Below are 21,911 nucleotides of genomic sequence, written 5' to 3'. Positions count from 1 at the left end.
CAATTCTCAAAAACAAATGCCAAAATTCTATCTCTACTCTCTACGACTTTTATCTTCTTCGTTAAGGCGGCGGGGTGGCGGTGGAACACTTAAAGCTAACGTGTTGACGGCTTGGCGCAGTGGCGGGCTTACTGAGGCTCATGCGGGAATGAAACTTCAAAAATTGCACTGCTGTTTGTGCGGGATACTGCCGCCATTGTGGCAAATTGCCACGTTATGTGCAGGCATTTTTTATCACTTATTTTGTGTTGTTTCTAATAATTTCCATTCTTTCTGTATAACAATTTCGCTTAAATTCTACTGGTCGTCCTTTCGTATAATGTAATAATTCAGTAGCTTTACCATATAATAATCCAAAATGTTGTTTAAAACTACTTTTTATTTTTTTATCATCAACACTAAAGAGAGATGACCTAAAACCTAATTGGTCTGCAAAATAAAATCCGACTAACATTTCTGATGTTTCATCACTTCTATAATCAACGTAATGGTAAGCATACTGATTAATTTCAGAAACTACTTTAATATCTATACTACCAATAGGTTTTATTTCATCTAATTTCTTTGCTAATTCCTCTATAATTATTAATGATTTTTCTAAATCAAGATATAATGCTTTAGGTGTTGCACGTCCTTCACTTGTTGATATTTGATTTATCATATTCCACGCTGGGTCCAAAAATAAGACTTTAATATTCACTCCTTTCTGCATTTGTTGAATAAATATATCTGCAACGCCATTCCTGAAATGTTCTTGAAAGTCTCTTTCCATATTGTGTAAAACTGAACGTCCAGAAAATTGCACTTCCTTAACAGATTTTTGATTTAACCAATTGTGGTAGCCTCCATAGCCATTTCTTATTTCTGCAACCTCCATCATACCACCACGCAACTCATTCTTATTGGTAGACCAATAAGAACCAAATGCTAATTCCGCAAATAATCCAACAACTCCAGCAACAACTAAAGACAAACCAATGTTATAAACTACTTGCATAAATCTTACTGTTGTTTGTAAATCGCTAGTTAATAACATAATAATAACACCAACCAAGAACATAATGATTGCTCCTGCTACTTTTAAATTTAATTTTTCCTTCATTTTCTTATTATTTTGATTTATTGACTGTAAATAAATCTCAACCTTATTCTGTTATTACCTGCCCGCACCACTATCCACCGCTTGCCTGCAACTCATAAATATACGCAACCATTCTTTTTACAAACTTCAACATAAATCATTGCTGTTTAATTATCTATTACTTTTTACTAATTGCGTATTTTGACCTCCAATCTTTGGAACAGCATCCTCAAAACTTTCGCATCAAAGATACTAATAAATTAACATTGCAGAAAAAAAAGCACATCAAAAACTCCCATTTTTTACTAATTTTGCAATGTACTTATAAAACAACTTGTTATGAACTTGAATTTTACCCAAATCGCCAGCGTTTTTGTGGTTTTGTTTGCCTTGATTGATGTGTTGGGGTCGGCGCCTGTTTTTCTTAATTTTCAGAAGGAGGGGCGGAGCTTGAATCCTTTGCAGGCTTCGGTTTATTCGTTCTGCATTTTTGTGGTTTTTTTGTTTGTGGGGGAGTGGATATTGCAGCTTTTTAATGTGGATGTGTCATCTTTTGCTGTGGCCGGCTCGTTGGTCATATTTATCATTTCGATTGAGATGATATTCGGCATTGAGATTTTTAAGAATGATGCGCCCGAGGGCTCTTCTACGCTTGTGCCTGTTGTTTTTCCCCTGATTACCGGCCCCGGCACATTTACTGCGCTTTTGTCGATACGTGCCGAATACGACATCGTGAATATTATCATTGCCCTGTTCCTCAATATCGTAATCGTATTCCTTGTCCTGAAGAACCTGGGAATTGTGAAGCGGATAATGGGCGTTGGCGGCGTTTATGTGATGCGGAAGTTCTTCGGCATCATCCTTATGGCAATAGCCGTGCGCTTGTTCACCTCCAACTTTAATGCGCTTATCGAATCGTTCCGGTAGATTATGGAACATGCCGGAAATATGGGGGTAAATAGTCGAACACAAGAAGAACGCAAATTACGCGGATTACGCGAATTTGCGCAACTGATTTTATTAATTGACTGATTTTGAATAATATATAAATTGCGAAAATTTGCGTAATCCGCGTGATTCGCGTTCCTATGTTTTGTGTTTGCTGTGCTGGATAGTTGTCATCCCCAGTTTTTCGGCATGAGCCTAGGTTATCAGTTATCTCTTGTCGCTGTTCGGAATAAAAATGTAGTCGCCTCCTGCTTGTTTAATCAGGTCTTTGTCCGATACCAGTTTCTTTTTCAGCAGTTTGTAGGGCGTGTATCCCAGCGAATCGAAATAATCGAGTAGTTGCTGTTCGGTGTCGGCCCATACTTCCACCTGAACAGTTGGTTTATGGCGTTTGAGGATGTCCTCCATTTCGGTAAGCGCCGTGTATTCAAAGCCTTCGATGTCGCATTTGATGTAGTCAATCCGGTCAATGTCCCTGAACAAAACCGAAGGGACCTTCATTTCTACGGTGAACGAAAAATCCTGTGCCTGCGGAGAGCTGTCCCTCTTCGGGTCGAACACATGCGGCAGTCCGGTTCTCAGGTAGCCCGCACCGGAGGATGTTACCATCAACACCTCTTTTTCTTCCAAGCCCAAAGCATAAGGGAAAAATGTAACGTTTTTCTGTTTGCCTGCTTTCCTTTGCAGTACTTTGTTGAAAATTTCAATCGGCTCTACGGCATAAACCCTGCCGGCATCGCCTACCCACTTCGAGAACAGGAAGGTATAATAGCCCAGATTGGCGCCAATATCTATCACCGTATCGCCTTTCTTTATCAAGTTCCTGACAAAATAATGGTACTTGTAGGTTTCGTTCGATTTGAGTATCCCCCAATTATAGGCTGCAAAATAGCCGCTTTGCATCAGTTTGAGGTAAGTTTCGAGTTTAACAAAGCGGAATATGAATCTTTTTAAGCTACTTATCATGATGAATTATTTTGTTTCTTTACTAAGGCTGTTCACTATTAACTTGGCCGCCCTGCCCGATGCGCCGGGTGCGCCGAGAATCGCTATTATGCGGTCGTATCCGGCCAACATCTCGTTCCGGTAAGCGGTATCGTTCAGCATTTTATCCAGCTCATCGCCAATACTTTTGACGGAGAAAAACTTGGCGAATAGCTCCTGCACAACGGTTTTTCCGGCAATCAGGTTCACCAGCGAAATGTATTCCGTGGTCAGCAGATTTTTATACACCCAGTATGTAAACCGGGGTAGTGGCGTTCTGTAACACACCACCTGCGGCACGCGGAAAAGAGCGGTTTCGAGGGTCGCCGTTCCCGAAGTTACCAAAGCGGCATCGGCATATTCCAGCAAGCGGTAGGTCTGCCCGAAAACAATGGACGAATCGCTCCCCGCATATTTTTTATAGTAGTCCGGTTCGATGCCGGGCGCCCCTGCAATAACTGCCTGATAATCCCCAAATCGACTTACAGCCTCCAGCATGGCGGGCAGATTATCCTTTATTTCCTGCTGCCGACTTCCGGCCAACAACGCCACAACAGGCTTGGCGGACAAGCGATTTTCTTCGCGAAAAAGACTGGCTGTATCACCCTTGTTTTTATCGCGAAAACCGGCCACAGCATCCACCGTAGGATTGCCCACATAATCGACCTTGTAGTTATGCTTCTTATAAAAATCCACCTCAAAAGGCAGGATGCACAACATTTTATCGACGTACTTCTTAAACGATTTCACGCGGTACTCTTTCCAAGCCCACACCTTGGGCGAAATGTAGTAATAGACAGGAATTGCCGTGTTTTTCTTCACAAACTCAGCGATTTTCAGGTTGAAGCCGGGGTAATCGACCAAAACAACCACATCGGGGCGGTAGTCAACAATAGCCTGTTGGCACATCTTCATGTTGCGAAGGATAGTCCGCAGATTCAACAGAACCGGCACAAAGCCCATGAAAGCCAGTTCGCGGTAATGCTTCAGCAACACCCCACCCTGCGCCAGCATAAGGTCTCCGCCAAAGAACCTGAAATCGGCCTCCGCATCCTCCCTCTTCAATCCCGCCATCAAGTTCGAGGCATGTAAATCGCCTGAGGCTTCGCCTGCTATTATAAAGTATTTCATGAGTTTTGTTTTTATTCACTTCTTGTTTGCCGTACGATATGCCTGTTTAGGATGATTCGGCATTTCAGGAATGGTGTATTCCAATTTGCCTTGTTTGCGTAGCGGTGTAATATAGGTATATAACAAATGTTTTTCGCCGGTTCTATTCATCATTTCAGCTATTTGACTTAATGTAAGTGGATTCCATTCACATAAAGCAAGTATCACATTTTTTATATTCTCTTTCTTACTCCTGTGCTTTAATAGTTTTATTTCTTCTTTTAAGTCATCAGGCAACTGGTTCGTTAAAGCATCGAACTGGTTCGTTAAAGCATCGAACTGGTTCGTTAAAGCATCGAACTGGTTCGTTAAACTATCCTCACGAATAGGCAACAAGTTTATGAACTCTTCACCAGGGACATAGTAAGTCTGCTTACCTTTTCCTTTTTGTGTGAGGATTCCTTTGTTTTTCAAATCTCGCAAATCTATGCTGGCTTTCAGCATTTCAATTCCGTTGAGCTGTCGATAAGTAGGATTGTCTATTGCATCAACTTCCCTTGTGAGAATTAACGAGCGTTTTTGGTCTTCATTCAAGTCGAAACCCTTGAATTTGGCAAGCCAATTCACATCTTCTTCTCCCAAGAAATGATGCAACAGGAGACGGATAGTAAATTGATTGAGGCCGTGATTGCTCTCAAAAGTAGGAGGCAACATTTGTGCTTTTTCCATTAATAAACGCATGGTACGAATACCAAAGCCTTTGGTCTCAGCCAAATTGGTCTCGTGAAATATAGTTGCAATAATAGGATTTCTGTTTACTGACCCCGGAATACCAAGGTGTTCTTCCGGTTTCAATGAAAAGCCGGGATTACTTATCTCAATACGGTTGCTGTAACGAATGATTTGTATAGGCTGATTTACTCTAAATGTTCTGTGAATCATTGCATTGACTATTGCTTCACGCAAGACACGGGCAGGAAGCCCATTACTGCCCGCTTGCAATTCGCCTTCGGGCAATAAAAAACCTTTGGGCAAATCATCGGAAACAAGATTGAAAGCTCTTTGCACCATTTCGAGCAACGAGCCACGCATATCTACTGTGGTAAAACGATTATCAGGGTCTTCAATCCATGTATTGCCCGGCGCTCGGATATAATCTACCCGAACCATGGGGAGTAAACGGCGAAGGGAGGTTCGTTTACCAAACACTAATAAGCCGGCATACGTCAAATAGTATTTGTCCGCTTCCTGTTTCAGGCAAGCCAAAGACTGCAATAATTCAATATCATCGTATTGCAATTCTTCGGCATAAGGGTTGACTCTTGCTCGCAGATTGCGATACAAAGCAATGGCTTCTTCACTAATGTCATCTAATCCCGAATTTTTAATAATGCTACCATCAAGCTCGTCTTCTTTGTGGTAAAAGATAAACAAATCATCATCGGAGCAACGCTGGTCGCTTGATCCAATTCGTCTGTATGCACCACGAGGCAAGCCTTTATCCTTGAAATAAATCGGTTTTTGCGAGGCTGGCAGTTCCGGCACAAAGACAAGTAAGACATTTTTACCGTCTATCGTTTCTACGTTAATTTCGGGTCGAACGGTTTGATTAAAAGAATCGGCACATTGCGAACTCAAATTCAATTGCAATTTATCGGGATCACTTATTCCGGTAACGACATACTGCGGAGTTTCGACGGATTCGTCCTGCTCCACACCTAATAGCAGGTAGCCTCCGCCCAAATTAGGTTCATTGGAAAAAGCATTTATAGTTTCCATGACAGACCTGTCGATTTTTCCAGCCCGCTTTGCCTCAATATTCACCGATTCATCTGTGATATTCAGTCGCTCCAATAATTCGTTGATGTCTGCTGCCATGCTCCACATGTATTTTCTGCAAAGGTAGCAATTCGTTTTTAATTTTGATGGTTTGCGGGGGTATTCCGCAGGGCCAACCTTGAAAAAGTCCGGATAGGCTAAGGCTGAAAGCCTTAACTTAGTTTTGTGGGGGTATTCCGTTTCTTTGTTGAGCATAAAAAGCAGACCGGAGGCCTGCTTTTAGTTTGACGTAACGAGGATATTATGCCGACGGCGGAGAGTTTCAACTCACTTATTTTGATGGATTATTTCCTCTTCCACCTCCTGAAAGCTTACCCGGATGTTGACTTGGTCCATTAGGGACGGGACTACTTTTTGCCATGTCTAAAAAATATTTTTTCATTATAAAATTTGTTTTACGTCCGTCCTTCAATAGACATTTAATGAATTAATTTGTTATTTTTTGAATGTCCTAATTTCAGAAAGCTAAACGCTTTTTCCAAAATTTTAAAATGTGCGTATTAATACGCTTAATATCTGTTTCTTATCTTCTATTTTATTGATTTATAATATCGCTCATGATATAAAATAATTCCCATGTCTCTTAGCCTTCACTTGTTCGTGGCAACGAAACTGGTTTTCGGGCGTATTTGTCATGGTGGCAATGAACGAAAGCGATTTTGGAAACATCGTGCGGATGCGCAAGGCTATCGTTTTCAACTCTTCCATTCCGTAATAATTGCGGATAATTTGCCAGTCGTTCCACTCGCCATAGTCCAATACCCGCCCGACGACATACGTTTTGTGTACGTCCAAATCCAAATCATTCATATCGGCATCCCAAAACAAATTCTCTGAAAAGCGGTTATTTTCTATTGCAATCATCTAACTGTTTTTATCACACTGTAAAATTACAAAATTACTCCAATACATCACCCTTCCAAGGGCAAAATTCTCTCCAATCCCTTCAAGCCCTCTATCACCTCATGTGCCGTGATGTCTATTTTGGTGGGGACGATGGATATGTAGTTGTTGGCCAAGGCCCATTCGTCGGTTTCGGGGTTATTGGGCTCATCGTTCTCAAAACGACCTGTTAACCAGAAGATTTCCTTGTTTGCTCCGTCTTTTGAGCGGGCAAATTCTTCGACCCACCGCCCGGCTGTTTGGCGACATACTTTGATGCCTTGCAATTTTCCGGTGGGGATATTTACATTCAGACACACGCCTTCGGGCAAACCGGTTTTCAGAATCTCCTCGCTGAGTTTGCGGGTGATGGCTTCGGCATTGGAAAAATCGGCATCGGGGCGATGGTCTAACAGGGAAAAACCGATGGAGGGAACTTTGAAAATGCAACCCTCGATAGCCGCGCCCATCGTTCCCGAATACAGCACGCAGATGGAAGCATTTGAGCCATGATTGATTCCGGTCAGTACCAAATCGGGTTGGCGACCTGTTATTTCACTGATGCCCAGCTTCACACAATCGACAGGCGTACCTGTGCAGGCATATATTTTCAGGTCTTTTGCTTCGTCTTCTTCCATCAAACCTACGCGGATTGGCTGTATGCTGGTTATGGCGCCCGACATCCCCGAACGCGGCCCATCCGGCGCTACTACTACTATTTCGCCCAATCCTGTTACCGATTCTATAAGCGTTTTTATTCCTTTGGCCTGATAACCATCGTCATTCGTAATAAAAATCAGGGGCTTCTTTTTAGTCATAAATACTTTTTATACCTTTTAATCAAAAAACAAAGATAAGGGATTTATTTCAAAGATTTATTATCAAATAATGCGCATTGATTTTCTTAAAAGCTTATATTTGTACGAATTTCAAAAAAATGTACCGATGAAAAAAATAGTAATTTTTGTTGTGCTTGTATGCCTGATTGTTAGCCCCGGTTGGGGAAAGGTTTATCCGAAGGACGTGAAACCCGTAAAAAATGTGATTCTGATGATTCCCGACGGCACATCTATCGGAGTGGTGTCGGCTGCCCGCTGGTTTAACTTTTACAATAAACTGGGGAAAAATCTGAATCTCGACCCGTATATGTGCGGAACGGTGCAAACTTTTTCGTCCAATGCACCGATAGGCGATTCGGCGCCAACCACCTCCTGCTACATGACGGGCGTGCCTCAACAAACCGGCAATGTGGCCATTTATCCGGTTGCCGACCCTGCAAACGATTTGTATCCGGTTGACCCCGGCATGGCTTACCAACCACTGGTTACCATCCTCGAGGCGGCCAGAATAGACCGCAACAAAGCCACAGGGATGGTTTTCACCTGCGAATTTCCACATGCCACCCCAGCCGACTGTTCATCGCATTATTACAGCCGGGGAACCTACGATTACATCGCCCCGCAAATAGCATACAACAACCTCAACGTATTGTTTGGAGGAGGAAACAGTCTGCTGACAGACGATATTAAACAGCATTTTGCCAATAACGGCACCAAATTGATTCAAGACGACCTGTCGGCTTTCCGCAACTACCGCGACAATAGCAAGGTGTGGGCGCTTTTTGGCGACAGAGCGCTTCCCTACGATTTAGATCGCGATCCGGCAAAGGTTCCGTCTTTGGAAGAAATGACAAGCAAGGCGATCGACCTGCTGTCGAAGGATAAAAATGGATTCTTCCTGATGGTCGAAGGGAGTCAGGTGGACTGGGCTGCCCATGCAAACGACCCTGTGGGATGCATTTCCGAGTTTCTGGCCTTCGATAAGGCCGTAGGAGCGGCCATAGAGTTTGCTAAAAAGAACGGCGAAACAGCGGTTATCATCCTTCCCGACCATGGAAACAGCGGATTTACAATTGGTCGGCGCGATTTGCCCAGTTACGACCGCGCCAGCATCGAAAAACTATTCGGTGGCGTCTCCAAAATAAAAAGAACATCGCAAGGAATGGAAAAACTGTTATTGAAAGAAAAGCCCGAAAAATTTGCAGCAGTTTTCAAGGAATATACCGGCATTGATTTAACCGGGGACGATGTGAAGGCGCTTGCAGGTTCGCAAAACTACAAATTGGTGGACTACATGAAAGCCAGCGACAGCAAAAACATGGGCAACACAATAGTAAACATATTCAACAAACACCTGTGGTTCGGCTTCACCAGCGGAGGACATACGGGCGAGGAAGTGTTTTTAGCGGCTTACCACCCTCAGGGCACCCCTCCCACGGGCATGAATACCAATATGCAAATAAACGCTTACTTGTTTGATGTGCTGGGATTGAAAACAACGCTGCCCGAACTAACAAAAAAAGTATTCGCAAAACACACCGAAGTTTTCAAAGGTCTGGAATACACAATAGACAAATCGACCAAATTCCCCGTACTAATAGTAAAAAAAGGCGGAAACACCCTCGAAATTCCAGCATTCAAATCGGTAGCCTACCTCAACAAAACGGCCTTCGATTTGGGTTCGGTTGCAGTATATATAGACAAAAACGATACGTTTTATCTGCCTGCGGGATTGGGGGTGAAGATGAAATAAATGGTGAATGAAGTAGAGGTGTGTGTCATAAGTCTCTTTTCTGAATTTGTCATTGCGGGCTCCGACCCGCAATGACAGACTTATGACACAGCCTCTCATCGTCAGGGGCAGACGGATAGGTTTTCCCCTACGCAATTTCCGAAAAGTTTGCAAAACAGGAAAGTTTTCGGAAATTCAACAACGAATTGGAGACACAAGGAGGCTGGGTTATACTCCCACTTAATAGCATTTTACCTACTCTTTTCCACAAAAAACAACGATACATAAACAATCTTCCCCTATTTTTCGTAAATTTGCATCTAAATTATGACGCTTATGCAGGACAATGATCAAGACGATATATTAGACGATTTTACAAACGGCGAATATAAATACGGGTTTTTTAGCAACATCGATACGGATGTTATTACCAAGGGGCTGAATGAGGATGTTGTGAGGCTTATTTCTTCTAAAAAGAACGAGCCGGAGTGGTTACTCCGGTTCAGGCTGGAGGCTTACAGGCATTGGTTGACATTGGAGATGCCAACCTGGGCGCATCTCAAGATTCCACAAATAGATTACCAATCCATCAGCTACTATGCCGCACCCAGACAAAAAGAGGGGCCGAAAAGCATGGACGAGGTGGACCCCGAACTGATAAAAACCTTCAACAAGCTGGGTATTCCGCTGCAGGAACAAAAACAGCTGGCTGGAATGGCTGTTGATGCGGTGGTGGACAGCGTTTCGGTGAAAACAACTTTTAAAGAAGATTTGTCCAGGAGAGGGATTATCTTCTCCTCGTTCAGCGAGGCGGTGAAGGAACATCCCGAGCTGGTGAAAGAATACCTGGGGTCGGTGGTTTCGTACCGCGACAACTTTTTCGCCGCGCTCAATTCGGCGGTGTTTAGCGACGGTTCGTTTGTGTATATACCCAAGGGGGTTCGCTGCCCCATGGAATTGTCCACCTATTTTCGCATCAATGCGGCCAATACCGGTCAGTTTGAACGGACGTTGATTGTTGCCGACGACGATTCGTATGTCAGTTACCTCGAGGGCTGTACCGCTCCCATGCGCGACGAAAACCAGCTTCATGCCGCCATTGTGGAAATTGTGGTACACAATAGGGCCGAAGTGAAATATTCTACCGTGCAAAACTGGTATCCGGGCAATAAGGAAGGAGTTGGCGGGATTTATAATTTTGTAACCAAGCGGGGGCTTTGCAAGGGAATAAACTCCAAATTATCGTGGACGCAGGTAGAGACAGGCTCTGCTATCACCTGGAAGTATCCGTCCTGCATCCTGGCCGGAGATAATTCGTCGGGGGAATTTTATTCGGTTGCCCTCACCAACAACTACCAACAAGCCGATACCGGAACAAAAATGATACACATTGGCAAAAACACCAAAAGCCGCATTGTATCGAAAGGCATCTCCGCCGGACAAAGCCAAAACTCTTACCGCGGCCTGGTGAAAGTTTCGCCAAAGGCCGAGGGCGCCAGAAACCACTCGCAATGCGACAGCCTTTTGCTGGGCGACAAATGCGGGGCGCATACCTTTCCCTACACCGACATTCACAACAATACGGCCATAGTCGAGCACGAGGCAACGACCTCAAAAATCAGCGAAGACCAGATTTTTTATTGCAACCAGCGCGGTATTCCTACCGAAGATGCCGTAGGATTGATAGTGAATGGCTATGCCAAAGAAGTGATGCAAAAACTGCCGATGGAATTTGCCGTTGAAGCGCAAAAACTGCTGCAAATAAGCCTCGAAGGAAGCGTGGGTTGAATATTGATAATTTTAAAAACATATTGCCATGAAGAATAAACACAACATGTCGGCCAAGTATTTGCTGGCCATTCCAGTAGCAACAATAATGATATTCGGAAGCGCCGTACCGGCTTCGCCCGATTCGGTTCAAACGCCGGTAGATGGCGTTAGCTCTGCCACCACTCCGCTGGGAGAACAATATAAGGCTGCAAAAGACAGCGCTCACAGCTCTGTTGAAGTAATGCCGAAATTTCCGGGAGGAACAGATGGCCTGCTGGCATTTGTCGGAGACAATTTAAAATATCCCCCAAAAGCGGCAGCAGATAGTGTTCAAGGCCGTGTTTTTGTTGGTTTTGTCGTATCCAAAGACGGTTCGATTAGTAGTGCGAAAGTTATACGAGGCTTGTCGCCCGAAACCGATGCCGAAGCCTTACGGGTAGTCGGCTTGATGCCCGAATGGACGCCCGGGGAAATAAACGGTAAACCGGTGGATGTACGTTATACATTGCCGATTATATTCAAATTGAGCGATGATGAGGTGAAGAAAAACCCTGATGCGGCGGAAGCCAAAAGGCCTGCACCCAAAATGGATGAAAATGGCGTTTATTTTACTACTGGTGAAGAAATGCCGGAATTTAAGGGTGGACGGCAGAAATTAATGGCTTTTATTGCCAATAACCTGAGGTATCCTGTTGAAGCTTCTAAAGCCGGAATAGAAGGGCGTGTAATTGTTCGCTTCGTAGTTGCGAAAGACGGTTCGGTTAAAGATGCCGGAGCTATGAGAAGCTTATCGCCCGTTCTTGATGCCGAAGCCATACGGGTGGTGAATAAAATGCCGAAATGGACACCGGGGAAAAAGAACGGCAAACCGGTGGATGTATATTATACTTTACCGATAATATTCAGACTTCGGAGGTAGGTGTTTTTTTCTATATTCGCACAATAAAAACCGCCTTTATAAATTATACTATTCTAGTATATTGGTGTTAATAGATTATTTTTAGTTTAAAAAAAGCGATAGATACGGCAAAAAAAATCGCTCGCCGTATTTGTGTCCATTTAATAGATAATTTCACTTATACCATTAAAATAGAAGAAGTATTTTATATAGCTCATAACCGGAATCAGTACAGTGAAAAGACGGAAAAATAGCGTTTCAACTATTTATATATACATTGATAATCAATTTATTATAATTGAATTCTATTTCTTCCGTGCATTGGGTGTTCGCGTCTATCAATTGGGGGGACAAGCTCTTTTTAGTTGTTTGACTGCTTAGCGCCCAAAAATTGGATTTTAAGCCTGTTTCACCCAAAAAACGCCCATCAAATTATACTATTCTAGTATTTTGAAATTAATAAATTATTGCGGAAAGCGACCACGCTTACCCACCCCCCGAATGGCAGGGCTGTTAAGTTTTATCCCGTTAGGCACAATATGTTGGTAGAAAACAGATTCTCATCCCTAAGAGCGTGCCGTCAGGTACGCAATATACACACATCTCGTACCTACGGCACGAAGAAGAGAAGAGAACAACATTTCTACCAACATATTGTGCCTAACGGCACAAAAACGAGTGTTTATCAATAGAACTTAACAGCCCTGCTCCCAATGGGGGTTGAATGCACACTCGTTGTTGTTCAACACCTTCGGCGTTGGTGAAAAGAGCTGTACCTACCCGCCCCCAATCGCTCACTACGTTTCGCTTCATTGGGGGTTATTCATATTAAAGTCCTTTGGACTTTTTTCATGTGGTTGCTCTGACCAAATGGGGGAGGTAAGGTAAGGCTATCAAAATTACCATTCTCAAAACGCCCGTTCGCAGCAGCGGGCGAAAGATATTTCGCCCCTACAAAACCCGTTCGCGGCAGCGGGCGTATGCCATACGCCCCTACGAAATACGCGTCACGTCTCTACTTTGAACCCGAAAACTTGAACTTTGAACCTTGAACTTTAACCCCTCCCCTTCTTTTCTTAAAAAAGTAAAAATATTCTCTTGCATGGTTTTTATTTTGTTCCTTTGCATCAAACTTAGGGTTGTTGTACCCATTTTATAAATCAAAGAGAATACTTGTATAAAATATGGCAAAAAACAGACAAGGTGGTTCTTCCTCGTTATGGGGCGCCGGAATGACTACTGCCGTAAGTATTACGCTGGTCTTATTGTTGTTGGGGCTAACAATTCTAGTCGGTTTTTTTGGAAAGAGAATTACATCGCTCGTTAAAGAGAATATCGCCATCACGGTCGAAATATCGGATACGATGAAAGGCGCCGATATTGCCAAATTACAAAATCAACTGCAAAATAAGCCTTTTACCAAAGAAGTCAAGTTTGTCAGCAAAGAAGAAATAAAAAAACAATTGATTACCGATTTGGGAAAAGACCCCGAAGAAATACTCGGTTACAATCCGGCTTCCAGCTGTTTCGACATCAACCTGAAAGCAGAATATGCCAACCCCGACAGCATGAAAGTTGTTGAAGCAATACTGAAAGGAGAAAAGGTAGTTAAAAACATTATTTACAGTCAGGACGACCTCGAAATGGTCAACTCCAATCTGTCGAAGATAGGGACGGCGCTGCTGGCTATGGCTCTGGTGTTGCTGTTTATCTCGTTTACCCTCATCCGAAACACCATTCGTTTAAATATCTATTCCAAGAGGTTTATTATCAATACCATGCAGCTGGTTGGAGCCACCGATTCGTTTATCAGGAGGCCATTTGTGCAAGGTACTGTCTTTATGGGTGTAGTTGCCGCCATAATAGCCGATATGTTAATAACCATCCTGGTTTATTCTTCCATAAAAGAATATCCCGAGATGATTTCAATCATACAAATCAGCGATTTGCTGATTATTTATGCAGCCGTTTTAGCATTTGGCATACTGCTCACCTGGCTGGCTACCCGGTCGGCTGTGAATAAATACTTGAAAATGAAAACTAACAATCTTTATTATATCTAATTTTTTTACTTACATCTATGGACAAAAAAGAATATGCTTTCGGCAAAAAAAATTATATTATCTGTGCTGTTTCGGTACTTATCGTCATCATCGGGTTTTTGCTGATGACCGGTTCTGCCTCAACAATTGAAGAAGGTTTTCAAGCCGATATTTTTAGTACAAGACGAACCGTAGTTGCCCCAATGGTGTGCTTTTCCGGCTTTTTACTGATGATTGTCGGCATTTTATTTCAAGGCAAACCCAACGAAACAGACAAATAAAATAGCATGAACGTATTAGAAACTATTATCATTGCCATTGTTGAGGGACTGACCGAGTTTTTGCCTGTGTCGTCAACGGGGCACATGATTATTACACAAAGCATTTTGGGCGTCAAAAGCACCGAATTTGTGAAAGCGTTTACCGTTATCATTCAGTTCGGAGCCATATTATCTGTTCTGTTTCTTTACTGGAAACGGTTTTTGCAATCCTGGGATTTTTACCTGAAACTTTTTATCGGCTTTCTTCCTGCGGCATTTTTCGGATTTATATTCAGCGATAAAATAGACGAGCTGTTGGAGAATGTGCAAGTGGTATCCATCACGCTCATACTGGGTGGCGTTGTCATGTTGTTTATGGACAACTGGTTCAACAAACCAAAAGAAGATCAGGAAATAACCAAGAAGAATGCGCTTATCATCGGCTTTTTCCAGTGTATTGCGATGATTCCGGGCGTTTCGCGTTCGATGTCCACCATTTTTGGCGGTCTTGCACAAGGGCTTAACCGGAAAAATGCGGCCGAATTTTCGTTTTTTCTGGCTGTGCCAACCATGGCTGCCGCATCGGGCTATAAATTGTTGAAACTGTTTTTAGAACCAAATGGCATTGATATATTGACCGAAAACATGGGTACGCTGATACTCGGAAATGTGGTGGCTTTTGTAGTGGCCATGCTGGCTATCAAATTCTTCATCGGATTCATCACAAAATACGGATTCAAGCTTTTTGGTTGGTATCGCATTGTGATAGGCGGTATTATACTGGTTATGACACTACTGGGTTACGAATTAACCATTATGTAAGATGAATATGGATTTTGTTGCAGGCGAAATCGTGTATATAAATAAACCTTTGCATTGGACGTCCTTCAATTTGGTTAGCAAACTAAGGTCTAATCTGTGCCGAAGGCTGAAAATAAAAAAACTCAAGGTGGGTCATGCCGGTACGCTCGACCCCTTGGCAACCGGAGTAATGATTATTTGCACGGGGAAAAAAACCAAATTGATAGAGACATTTCAATATCAAACGAAAGAATATGTAGCCACCATTGGCTTGGGAAAAACAACCCCTTCTTTCGATTTGGAAACGGAAGTGGACGGTGTTTTTCCGACAGAACATATAAGTAAAGAGCTGGTTGAAAAAACCTTGTCGGAATTTATCGGCGAAATAGAACAAACGCCACCGGCTTTTTCGGCCTGTAAAATAAACGGAATGAGGGCCTACGACCTGGCACGTGATGGCCAAGCCGTTGAACTGAAACCCAAAACGCTGGCGATAGACGAAATAGAACTTTTAGATTATAATTTGCCCGTCATAAAAATAAGAGTGGTTTGCAGTAAAGGCACCTATATAAGGGCTTTAGCAAGAGACATTGGCTTGGCGATGAACTCAGGAGCACATTTAACAGGGCTTGAACGTACCAGAATCGGAGAAATTACGTTAGATAAATGTATGTCTGTTGATGATTTCGACGCCCTTATCGAAAAAATAACTGTTAATTAAACAATTAATACATTCTGTATATGAAACTTTCACAATTCAAATTCAATTTACCCGAAGAATTGATAGCCCAATATCCTGCCAAAAACAGGGACGAATCGCGCATGTTGGTCATTGATCGCAAAGAAGGCAAAATGGAACACAAAATATTCAAAGATATTCTGGAATATTATAACGATAAAGACGTTTTCATTTTCAACGATACAAAGGTCTTTCCGGCGCGGTTGTACGGAAATAAAGAAAAAACAGGAGCCAAAATTGAGGTCTTTCTCCTACGCGAACTCAACGAAGAACTCCATTTGTGGGATGTGTTGGTAGATCCGGCCCGAAAAATACGCATCGGCAACAAGCTGTACTTCGGCGAAAACGACTCGATGGTTGCCGAAGTAATTGACAACACCACTTCCCGCGGACGCACATTGCGATTTTTGTACGATGGTCCGGCTGAGGAATTCAAATCGTCGCTCTACGCCTTGGGCGAAACACCCATACCCAAATATTTGAAACGACCCGAAGATAAGGACGATAAAGAACGCTATCAAACTATTTTCGCCAAAAACGAAGGAGCTGTTGTTGCTCCGGCTGCCGGCCTGCACTTTAGTCGCGAACTAATGAAGCGCCTCGAAATAAAAGGCATCGATTTTTCGTTTATCACCCTCCATTCGGGTTTGGGAAACTACCGCGACATAGATGTGGAAGACCTCACCAAGCATAAAATGGACTCGGAGCAAATGATTATTACCGAAGAAGCCGCCAATATTGTGAACAAGGCCAAGGAAAACGGATACAATATCTGCGCAGTAGGTACTTCCGTAATGCGCGCCATCGAAACCATTGTTAGCACCGACGGTCGCCTGAAACCCAACCAGGGATGGACAAACAAATTCATTTTTCCACCTTACGATTTCAGTGTAGCAAACTCATTGGTAACTAATTTTCATCTTTCCGAATCCACCATCCTGATGATGGCAGCCGCTTTCGGCGGATACGACCTGATTATGGACGCCTACAACCTGGCCGTGAAAGAAGGCTACCAGTTTGGAACTTATGGCGATGCTATATTGATTATATGATGGTTTGTTCGGCATAGGTAGTTTAGCTACGCCGAACAAAAGGCAATTTTTGCACAAGTTCAAAAGAATATAGACATAATCAATACGCACCAACAATGAACAATACCAATCTGCACGATGTATTTCTAAGTCTGGGGTCAAACTTGGGCGATAGAGAAAAAAACTTGCATGGCGCAGTTGAAAAAATAAGCGAAAAGATAGGGGAAGTGGTTTCCCTATCTTCTTTTTATACAACCGCTCCGGTAGGTTTTGTCTCCGACAATTTTTTTCTGAATGCCGCCTGTCGTGTAAAAACCTCACTTACTCCCCTCGAAATACTGCAAACGACCCAGGAAATAGAGAAAGAACTGGGACGCACAACCAAATCGAACAACGAAACATACTCCGACCGGACAATAGATATTGACCTGTTGCTCTTTGACAATGTTATTCTGCATTCCGACAAGCTCACTCTCCCCCACCCTCACCTGCACGAACGGAATTTTGTTCTTCTTCCTCTTGACGAAATAGCCGGAAATATTGTGCACCCTGTGTTGAAAAAAACAATCAGGAAATTGAAGAATAACCTGTCAAGAAGTTGTTGAAATCTGTTGAAAAAAATAGAATTGTTTTATCCGAAGAAAGTGTATATAGAACAAACAACTTATAGTCTCAAATTTTTAAGCATAAATATAACAACACTATTTTATCAATTTCTCAACAGAAAAAAAGTCATTCTCCGTCAATAAATTTTCAACAACTGCTGTTTTCAACAACATTTTGATAAGATACGGAACCAACAGAAAATCAACCGGAATAAGGTTTGCAAAATCTGTTGATAAATCGGTTTTGGCTTTTGATTCATTTTTAAAAACGAAAGAAACAAGCATTTTCCGGTATTTCTTTCAACATTACTAACAGGGTATCATTACCACCATGTTTTTTTAATTCTTTCTAAAATAAGAATATATGAATATTAATCGTTCAAAACTAAAGTGGTGTTGAATTGTTTTATATGTTAACTTTGTAATCAGTTTTTTTAAAGGATTAGTCGTTATGAAAAGATTTTATGTAGTGTTGTGTATTCTTGTCTCGTTGTTGGCTTCTTGCAGTAAAACCGATAAAAACACAGGAATCGCTTTTTACGAAGGCGAAGATATTTCGGATGTGGCGAGCATTATACGGAATAAAGAGACCAAGGTGTCTAGCTTGGTCATCAATGTGGGCGGCAAGTGGGTGTTATATTCGGGCGCTTCGGTCGATAAAATAGACTATTCCGAACCCATAGCCGGCGGATTTGAAGCAGGCAGGCATACTCTCAATGTAAGCGATTCGTCAAGGGTCTATTTTCAGTTGATAACCGATAGAGGTAGAGGCATATTGGCCGAAAGACGTTTACCCATGGCCGGCGGATACAATTTCAGGGATTTGGGAGGTATCAGGAATAACGATGGAAAATACATAAAATGGGGTCAATTATTTCGTTCCGATGATTTATATAAGCTTTCGGAATCGGATTTGAATTACTTGTCGAGTAATCCCATTGTTTCGTTAGTGGACTTTAGAACGGATGAAGAAGTTAAAAGCGCTCCTGATAAAGTTCCTGCTTCGGTAAAAAGCAGTTATCATCTGCCCATTGATGCAGGCAGTTTGAGTATGGAAGAACTTGCTGAATTTTCTATTCCTCAAATGGATTCGATTATGATGAGTATGAATGTGAAATTGGTGAGTGATTCGTTGTGTGTAAAACAATACCGCGAATTTTTCGGCATTTTGCAAAATGAAAAGAATATTCCGGTTATGTTTCATTGTTCAGCCGGTAAAGATCGTACCGGAATGGGAACAGCTCTTGTTCTTTTTGCCTTGAATGTGGACGAAAAAGTGATTTTGGAAGATTATTTGGCCTCTGCCATGTACTTGGGAGATAAATATGCAGACATAACCAACGAATACCCTAATTTAAAGCCTTTGTATGACGTTAAACCCGAATTTCTGTTGGCCGGTATAGAACAACTGAAAAAGAGCTATGGATCGCCTGAAAATTACCTTAAAAAAGTTCTTCATGTGGATATAGATTTATTTAGGCAAAAGTATTTGTATTGAAGATGGGGAGAGTTGAAATATAAAATTATTTCATATATATTTGTAATTGAAAATAAGATTATAAAGATGGAAACAGTTTTACAAAATATTCAAATGAATGTTCCGAAATCAGATGTAAGACTTTTGAAAGCCTTAGCAAAAAAGATGGGCTGGGTTATTGAAACCAAGTCGGATACGCTTCGCAACTATATTTTAAGCCGTCCTAAAAATATTGTTGTATCAGAAGAGGATATTTTATCGGAACTTAAATCCGTAAGGTATAAATGAACATAATTGTTGATACAAACCTTTGGATTTCATTTCTTATCGGAAAAAGATTATCGGTACTGAAATCATTACTTACATCTTCAACTGTAAGAATTTTTGTTTGTGATGAACTATTGATGGAAATACAGGAAATATCATCAAAACCTAAGATACGAAAATATTGATAATAGGATTGCCCGTAGGGCATAATATCAATAGAAAATAATTTAATTCCCCGTATAAATTGTCCGTAGGACATTCACCCGTTCATTTGTGTATCCCCTATGGGGAAAAATTGCAAATTGTAATGCTATTTTTCTATTGATATGGATGTCCTACGGACAATCGTCTTTAAAAATATATGTTGCCTCCCTACAGGACTAAACATGAAATTTTGCTGTTAATCCTTGAAAATTTGTACTAAAAAACCGCTATCAATAAATACTGTTTTTCTTAATAGTGCTGTAGAGTTTGAGGTAGGTTGTCCGCAGGTCGTTAAAATTAAATTTAGCATTGCTGAATGCTGTTGTAATACCTAAGCCGAAAGGGGTAGAAATAATCCATTCGGCAACAAAATCTACATCAATGTCGGCTCTTAATTCGCCGCTTCTCATGGCAAATTTGATGATATTTTTCCATCCTGTCAATTCTTTTTCCATAAGTATTCCTACTTGTTCATTAAAATTGGAGGAATGCTCGGAAGCTTGAAAAAGAAACTTGAAGAAATAGAAATCAATTAATTTGGCAGAAGTTATTTCTTTCAACGTATTAACGTGATTTTGACGGCACTTTATGACTCCCAGAATGGCATCCTGAAGCGTTTTTTTCTCTCCCTCGGCAATTAACGAATAGTTCAGGTAGATGGGCAGAAGGTATTCGTTAACCACATCTTCATATATTTCTTCTTTACTTTTGAAATGATGGTATATAGCTCCTCGCGATACATTGGATAATTCCTGTATTTCCCGCATGGAAACAGAATTGTAGCTCTTTACCAGAAAGAGTGAGAATGCTTTTTCTAATATTTTTCTTTTAGACGGATTCATTTTTGTATGCCAAGTAGTTGTGTATTAATGACCGATTAGTAGGTTTCTCATACAAAAATAATTTTTTTATTTGATAAATGATAATTTTTAAGACAATTTTTTATCAAACTATACATTAAACCTGAAATGCATAATATCTCCATCCTGAACAATATACTCTTTGCCTTCCACATTCATTTTGCCGGCTTCTTTTACGGCTGCTTCCGAACCCAAAGTAATGAAGTCTTCGTATTTAATTACTTCGGCGCGTATAAAGCCTTTTTCAAAATCGGTGTGAATAACGCCTGCACATTGCGGGGCTTTAAAACCACGCAGGAATGTCCATGCGCGAACTTCCTGAACACCGCATGTAAAATAGGTTTGAAGATTTAGTAATATGTAAGCCGATTTGATTAACCGCGCAACGCCTGATTCTTCCAAACCTATTTCCGAAAGAAATAGCTGCCGTTCTTCGTAAGTTTCAAATTCGGCTATTTCCGATTCTATTTTTGCAGCCACAACCAAAATTTCGGCATTTTCAGCTTTAATGGCTTCACGTACTTGTTCTACATAGGCATTTCCGGTAGCTGCGCTTGCCTCGTCCACATTGCAAACATACAATACGGGTTTGTAGGTGAGTAAATAGAGTTCTTTGGCTATTTTTTCGTCTTCTTTGTTGTCGAATGTAATAGTACGGGTCGATTTGCCTTGTAGCAGGGCATCGCGGAACTGAACCAACACATCATACACACGTTTTGCCTCTTTGTCGCCGCCTGTTTTTGCTTGCTTTTCGACACGGGTAATGCGCGATTGTATTGTTTCCAAGTCTTTAAGTTGCAGTTCCATGTCGATGATTTCTTTGTCCCTCACCGGATTGATGCTGCCGTCAACATGCGTAACATTGCCGTCGTCGAAACAGCGTAAAACGTGCAGAATAGCGTCTGTTTCGCGTATGTTGGCCAAAAATTTATTTCCCAGTCCTTCGCCCTTGCTGGCTCCTTTCACCAGTCCGGCAATGTCAACAATTTCTACTGTTGTGGGAACAATACGGTTTGGATTGACCAGTTCGGCCAATTTGTTCAACCGTTCGTCGGGTACTGTAATTACGCCGACATTGGGTTCTATTGTGCAAAAAGGAAAATTGGCAGCTTGCGCCTTAGCATTCGATAAACAGTTGAAAAGAGTTGACTTACCAACATTTGGAAGTCCGACAATACCACATTGTAGAGCCATTGGAATGTATTTTATAGTTGAAATTCAGGCTGCAAAGGTAATTCATTTTTCCTTTATTCCGTTTTCAATTATGTATTTCTTAGGGTAACGTATGAAAAAATTTAGTACTACTGTTACAGATGAGATTCCTCCCTTTGGTCGGAATGACTCGCCTGTTAGCGCTTTAAGGGATGAGGAAGCGGCGGCGAAGCCGCCGCTTCCTCATCCCCTCTCCCAAAAAGGAGGCCGTCATTCCGACCAAAGGGAGGAATCTCCTGCTCATATCAGCAACTTTACCGAAAGGCATAAGCAGTAAAATTTTTCATGTTTGCCCTGTGTATTTCATTTTAAATATCTTAGAAAAAGGAG

At 41.9% G+C, this 21,911-nt stretch carries 23 protein-coding genes; 14 read left to right on the top strand and 9 right to left on the bottom strand.

Translation table 11 applies throughout. The features are described 5' to 3' along the window. Positions 1-238: 238 nt before the first annotated feature. Positions 239-1,102, bottom strand: a complete 864-nt coding sequence (locus tag ACYPWY_RS00760; protein WP_459683370.1) for a hypothetical protein — start codon at positions 1,100-1,102, stop codon at positions 239-241. Between the two features lie 318 nt (positions 1,103-1,420). On the opposite strand from ACYPWY_RS00760, the gene ACYPWY_RS00755 reads away from it, so the two are divergent. Next, complete coding sequence (locus ACYPWY_RS00755; RefSeq protein ID WP_459683369.1) at positions 1,421-2,008, top strand: MarC family protein; 588 nt, start codon at positions 1,421-1,423, stop codon at positions 2,006-2,008. Positions 2,009-2,236: 228 nt separating this feature from the next. On the opposite strand, the gene ACYPWY_RS00750 is transcribed toward ACYPWY_RS00755, so the two are convergent. From ACYPWY_RS00750 to surE, 5 genes are all read right to left on the bottom strand, one after another. Continuing rightward, positions 2,237-2,995 carry an FkbM family methyltransferase gene (locus ACYPWY_RS00750; RefSeq protein WP_459683367.1) on the bottom strand — a complete coding sequence of 253 codons (759 nt, stop codon included), beginning with the start codon at positions 2,993-2,995 and terminating at the stop codon, positions 2,237-2,239. 6 nt (positions 2,996-3,001) lie between these two features. After that, positions 3,002-4,144: a lipid-A-disaccharide synthase gene (gene lpxB / locus ACYPWY_RS00745; RefSeq protein ID WP_459683365.1), complete on the bottom strand. Its 1,143-nt coding sequence runs from the start codon at positions 4,142-4,144 to the stop codon at positions 3,002-3,004. Between the two features lie 15 nt (positions 4,145-4,159). Further along, positions 4,160-6,001 carry an ATP-binding protein gene (locus tag ACYPWY_RS00740; protein WP_459683364.1) on the bottom strand — a complete coding sequence of 614 codons (1,842 nt, stop codon included), beginning with the start codon at positions 5,999-6,001 and terminating at the stop codon, positions 4,160-4,162. A 516-nt stretch (positions 6,002-6,517) separates the two neighbouring features. After that, positions 6,518-6,826, bottom strand: coding sequence for a DUF6922 domain-containing protein (locus tag ACYPWY_RS00735; RefSeq protein ID WP_459683363.1), 309 nt, complete (start codon positions 6,824-6,826; stop codon positions 6,518-6,520). A gap of 47 nt (positions 6,827-6,873) precedes the next feature. Beyond that, a complete protein-coding gene (gene surE, locus ACYPWY_RS00730) occupies positions 6,874-7,662 on the bottom strand; it encodes a 5'/3'-nucleotidase SurE (RefSeq protein WP_459683362.1) in 789 nt (262 codons plus the stop codon). Positions 7,663-7,789: 127 nt separating this feature from the next. Here surE and ACYPWY_RS00725 point away from each other — a divergent pair, with 127 nt between their 5' ends. The 3 genes from ACYPWY_RS00725 (at position 7,790) to ACYPWY_RS00715 (ending at position 12,104) form a co-directional block, all read left to right on the top strand. Further along, positions 7,790-9,436 (top strand): alkaline phosphatase, encoded by a 1,647-nt coding sequence (locus ACYPWY_RS00725; RefSeq protein WP_459683361.1) that lies wholly within the window; start codon positions 7,790-7,792, stop codon positions 9,434-9,436. A 315-nt stretch (positions 9,437-9,751) separates the two neighbouring features. Beyond that, entirely contained in the window at positions 9,752-11,203 is a 1,452-nt protein-coding gene (gene sufB, locus ACYPWY_RS00720) for a Fe-S cluster assembly protein SufB (RefSeq protein ID WP_459683359.1), read from the top strand. A 28-nt stretch (positions 11,204-11,231) separates the two neighbouring features. After that, a complete protein-coding gene (locus tag ACYPWY_RS00715) occupies positions 11,232-12,104 on the top strand; it encodes an energy transducer TonB (protein WP_459683357.1) in 873 nt (290 codons plus the stop codon). 639 nt (positions 12,105-12,743) lie between these two features. On the opposite strand, the gene ACYPWY_RS00710 is transcribed toward ACYPWY_RS00715, so the two are convergent. Next, complete coding sequence (locus ACYPWY_RS00710; RefSeq protein ID WP_459683356.1) at positions 12,744-12,896, bottom strand: hypothetical protein; 153 nt, start codon at positions 12,894-12,896, stop codon at positions 12,744-12,746. A 371-nt stretch (positions 12,897-13,267) separates the two neighbouring features. Between ACYPWY_RS00710 and ACYPWY_RS00705 the strand changes: the two genes are divergently transcribed. The 9 genes from ACYPWY_RS00705 to ACYPWY_RS00665 all read left to right on the top strand — a co-directional run bounded on the left by ACYPWY_RS00705 (position 13,268) and on the right by ACYPWY_RS00665 (position 19,490). Next, on the top strand, positions 13,268-14,146 hold the full coding sequence (locus ACYPWY_RS00705; RefSeq protein WP_459683355.1) for a cell division protein FtsX: 879 nt from the start codon (positions 13,268-13,270) through the stop codon (positions 14,144-14,146). 17 nt (positions 14,147-14,163) lie between these two features. Beyond that, the gene (locus ACYPWY_RS00700) at positions 14,164-14,406 is read left to right on the top strand and encodes a DUF3098 domain-containing protein (protein ID WP_459683354.1); all 243 of its coding nucleotides are present in this window, start codon (positions 14,164-14,166) and stop codon (positions 14,404-14,406) included. A 6-nt stretch (positions 14,407-14,412) separates the two neighbouring features. Further along, positions 14,413-15,207 (top strand): undecaprenyl-diphosphate phosphatase, encoded by a 795-nt coding sequence (locus ACYPWY_RS00695; RefSeq protein ID WP_459683352.1) that lies wholly within the window; start codon positions 14,413-14,415, stop codon positions 15,205-15,207. A gap of 7 nt (positions 15,208-15,214) precedes the next feature. After that, entirely contained in the window at positions 15,215-15,907 is a 693-nt protein-coding gene (gene truB, locus ACYPWY_RS00690) for a tRNA pseudouridine(55) synthase TruB (protein ID WP_459683418.1), read from the top strand. Between the two features lie 20 nt (positions 15,908-15,927). Further along, positions 15,928-16,977, top strand: coding sequence for a tRNA preQ1(34) S-adenosylmethionine ribosyltransferase-isomerase QueA (queA, locus tag ACYPWY_RS00685; protein ID WP_459683350.1), 1,050 nt, complete (start codon positions 15,928-15,930; stop codon positions 16,975-16,977). A 95-nt stretch (positions 16,978-17,072) separates the two neighbouring features. Continuing rightward, entirely contained in the window at positions 17,073-17,561 is a 489-nt protein-coding gene (gene folK / locus ACYPWY_RS00680; protein ID WP_459683348.1) for a 2-amino-4-hydroxy-6-hydroxymethyldihydropteridine diphosphokinase, read from the top strand. Positions 17,562-18,012: 451 nt separating this feature from the next. Further along, positions 18,013-19,059: a tyrosine-protein phosphatase gene (locus ACYPWY_RS00675; RefSeq protein WP_459683346.1), complete on the top strand. Its 1,047-nt coding sequence runs from the start codon at positions 18,013-18,015 to the stop codon at positions 19,057-19,059. 66 nt (positions 19,060-19,125) lie between these two features. Then, positions 19,126-19,326 carry a hypothetical protein gene (locus tag ACYPWY_RS00670; RefSeq protein ID WP_459683345.1) on the top strand — a complete coding sequence of 67 codons (201 nt, stop codon included), beginning with the start codon at positions 19,126-19,128 and terminating at the stop codon, positions 19,324-19,326. Then, entirely contained in the window at positions 19,323-19,490 is a 168-nt protein-coding gene (locus tag ACYPWY_RS00665; RefSeq protein WP_459683343.1) for a putative toxin-antitoxin system toxin component, PIN family, read from the top strand. The genes ACYPWY_RS00670 and ACYPWY_RS00665 overlap by 4 nt, the downstream gene beginning before the upstream one ends. A gap of 249 nt (positions 19,491-19,739) precedes the next feature. Here the strand turns inward: ACYPWY_RS00665 and ACYPWY_RS00660 are convergent, their stop codons facing one another. Both ACYPWY_RS00660 and ychF read right to left on the bottom strand, forming a co-directional pair. Next, positions 19,740-20,351 (bottom strand): TetR/AcrR family transcriptional regulator, encoded by a 612-nt coding sequence (locus tag ACYPWY_RS00660; protein ID WP_459683342.1) that lies wholly within the window; start codon positions 20,349-20,351, stop codon positions 19,740-19,742. A 108-nt stretch (positions 20,352-20,459) separates the two neighbouring features. After that, positions 20,460-21,563: a redox-regulated ATPase YchF gene (ychF, locus tag ACYPWY_RS00655; RefSeq protein ID WP_459683341.1), complete on the bottom strand. Its 1,104-nt coding sequence runs from the start codon at positions 21,561-21,563 to the stop codon at positions 20,460-20,462. 91 nt (positions 21,564-21,654) lie between these two features. Between ychF and ACYPWY_RS00650 the strand changes: the two genes are divergently transcribed. Beyond that, complete coding sequence (locus ACYPWY_RS00650) at positions 21,655-21,858, top strand: hypothetical protein (RefSeq protein ID WP_459683340.1); 204 nt, start codon at positions 21,655-21,657, stop codon at positions 21,856-21,858. The last annotated feature ends 53 nt before the right edge of the window (positions 21,859-21,911 follow it).

This window comes from Viscerimonas tarda (assembly GCF_054601255.1).
Note: the sequence above shows the minus strand (reverse complement) of the source record. Positions and strands in the feature narration are given on the sequence as shown.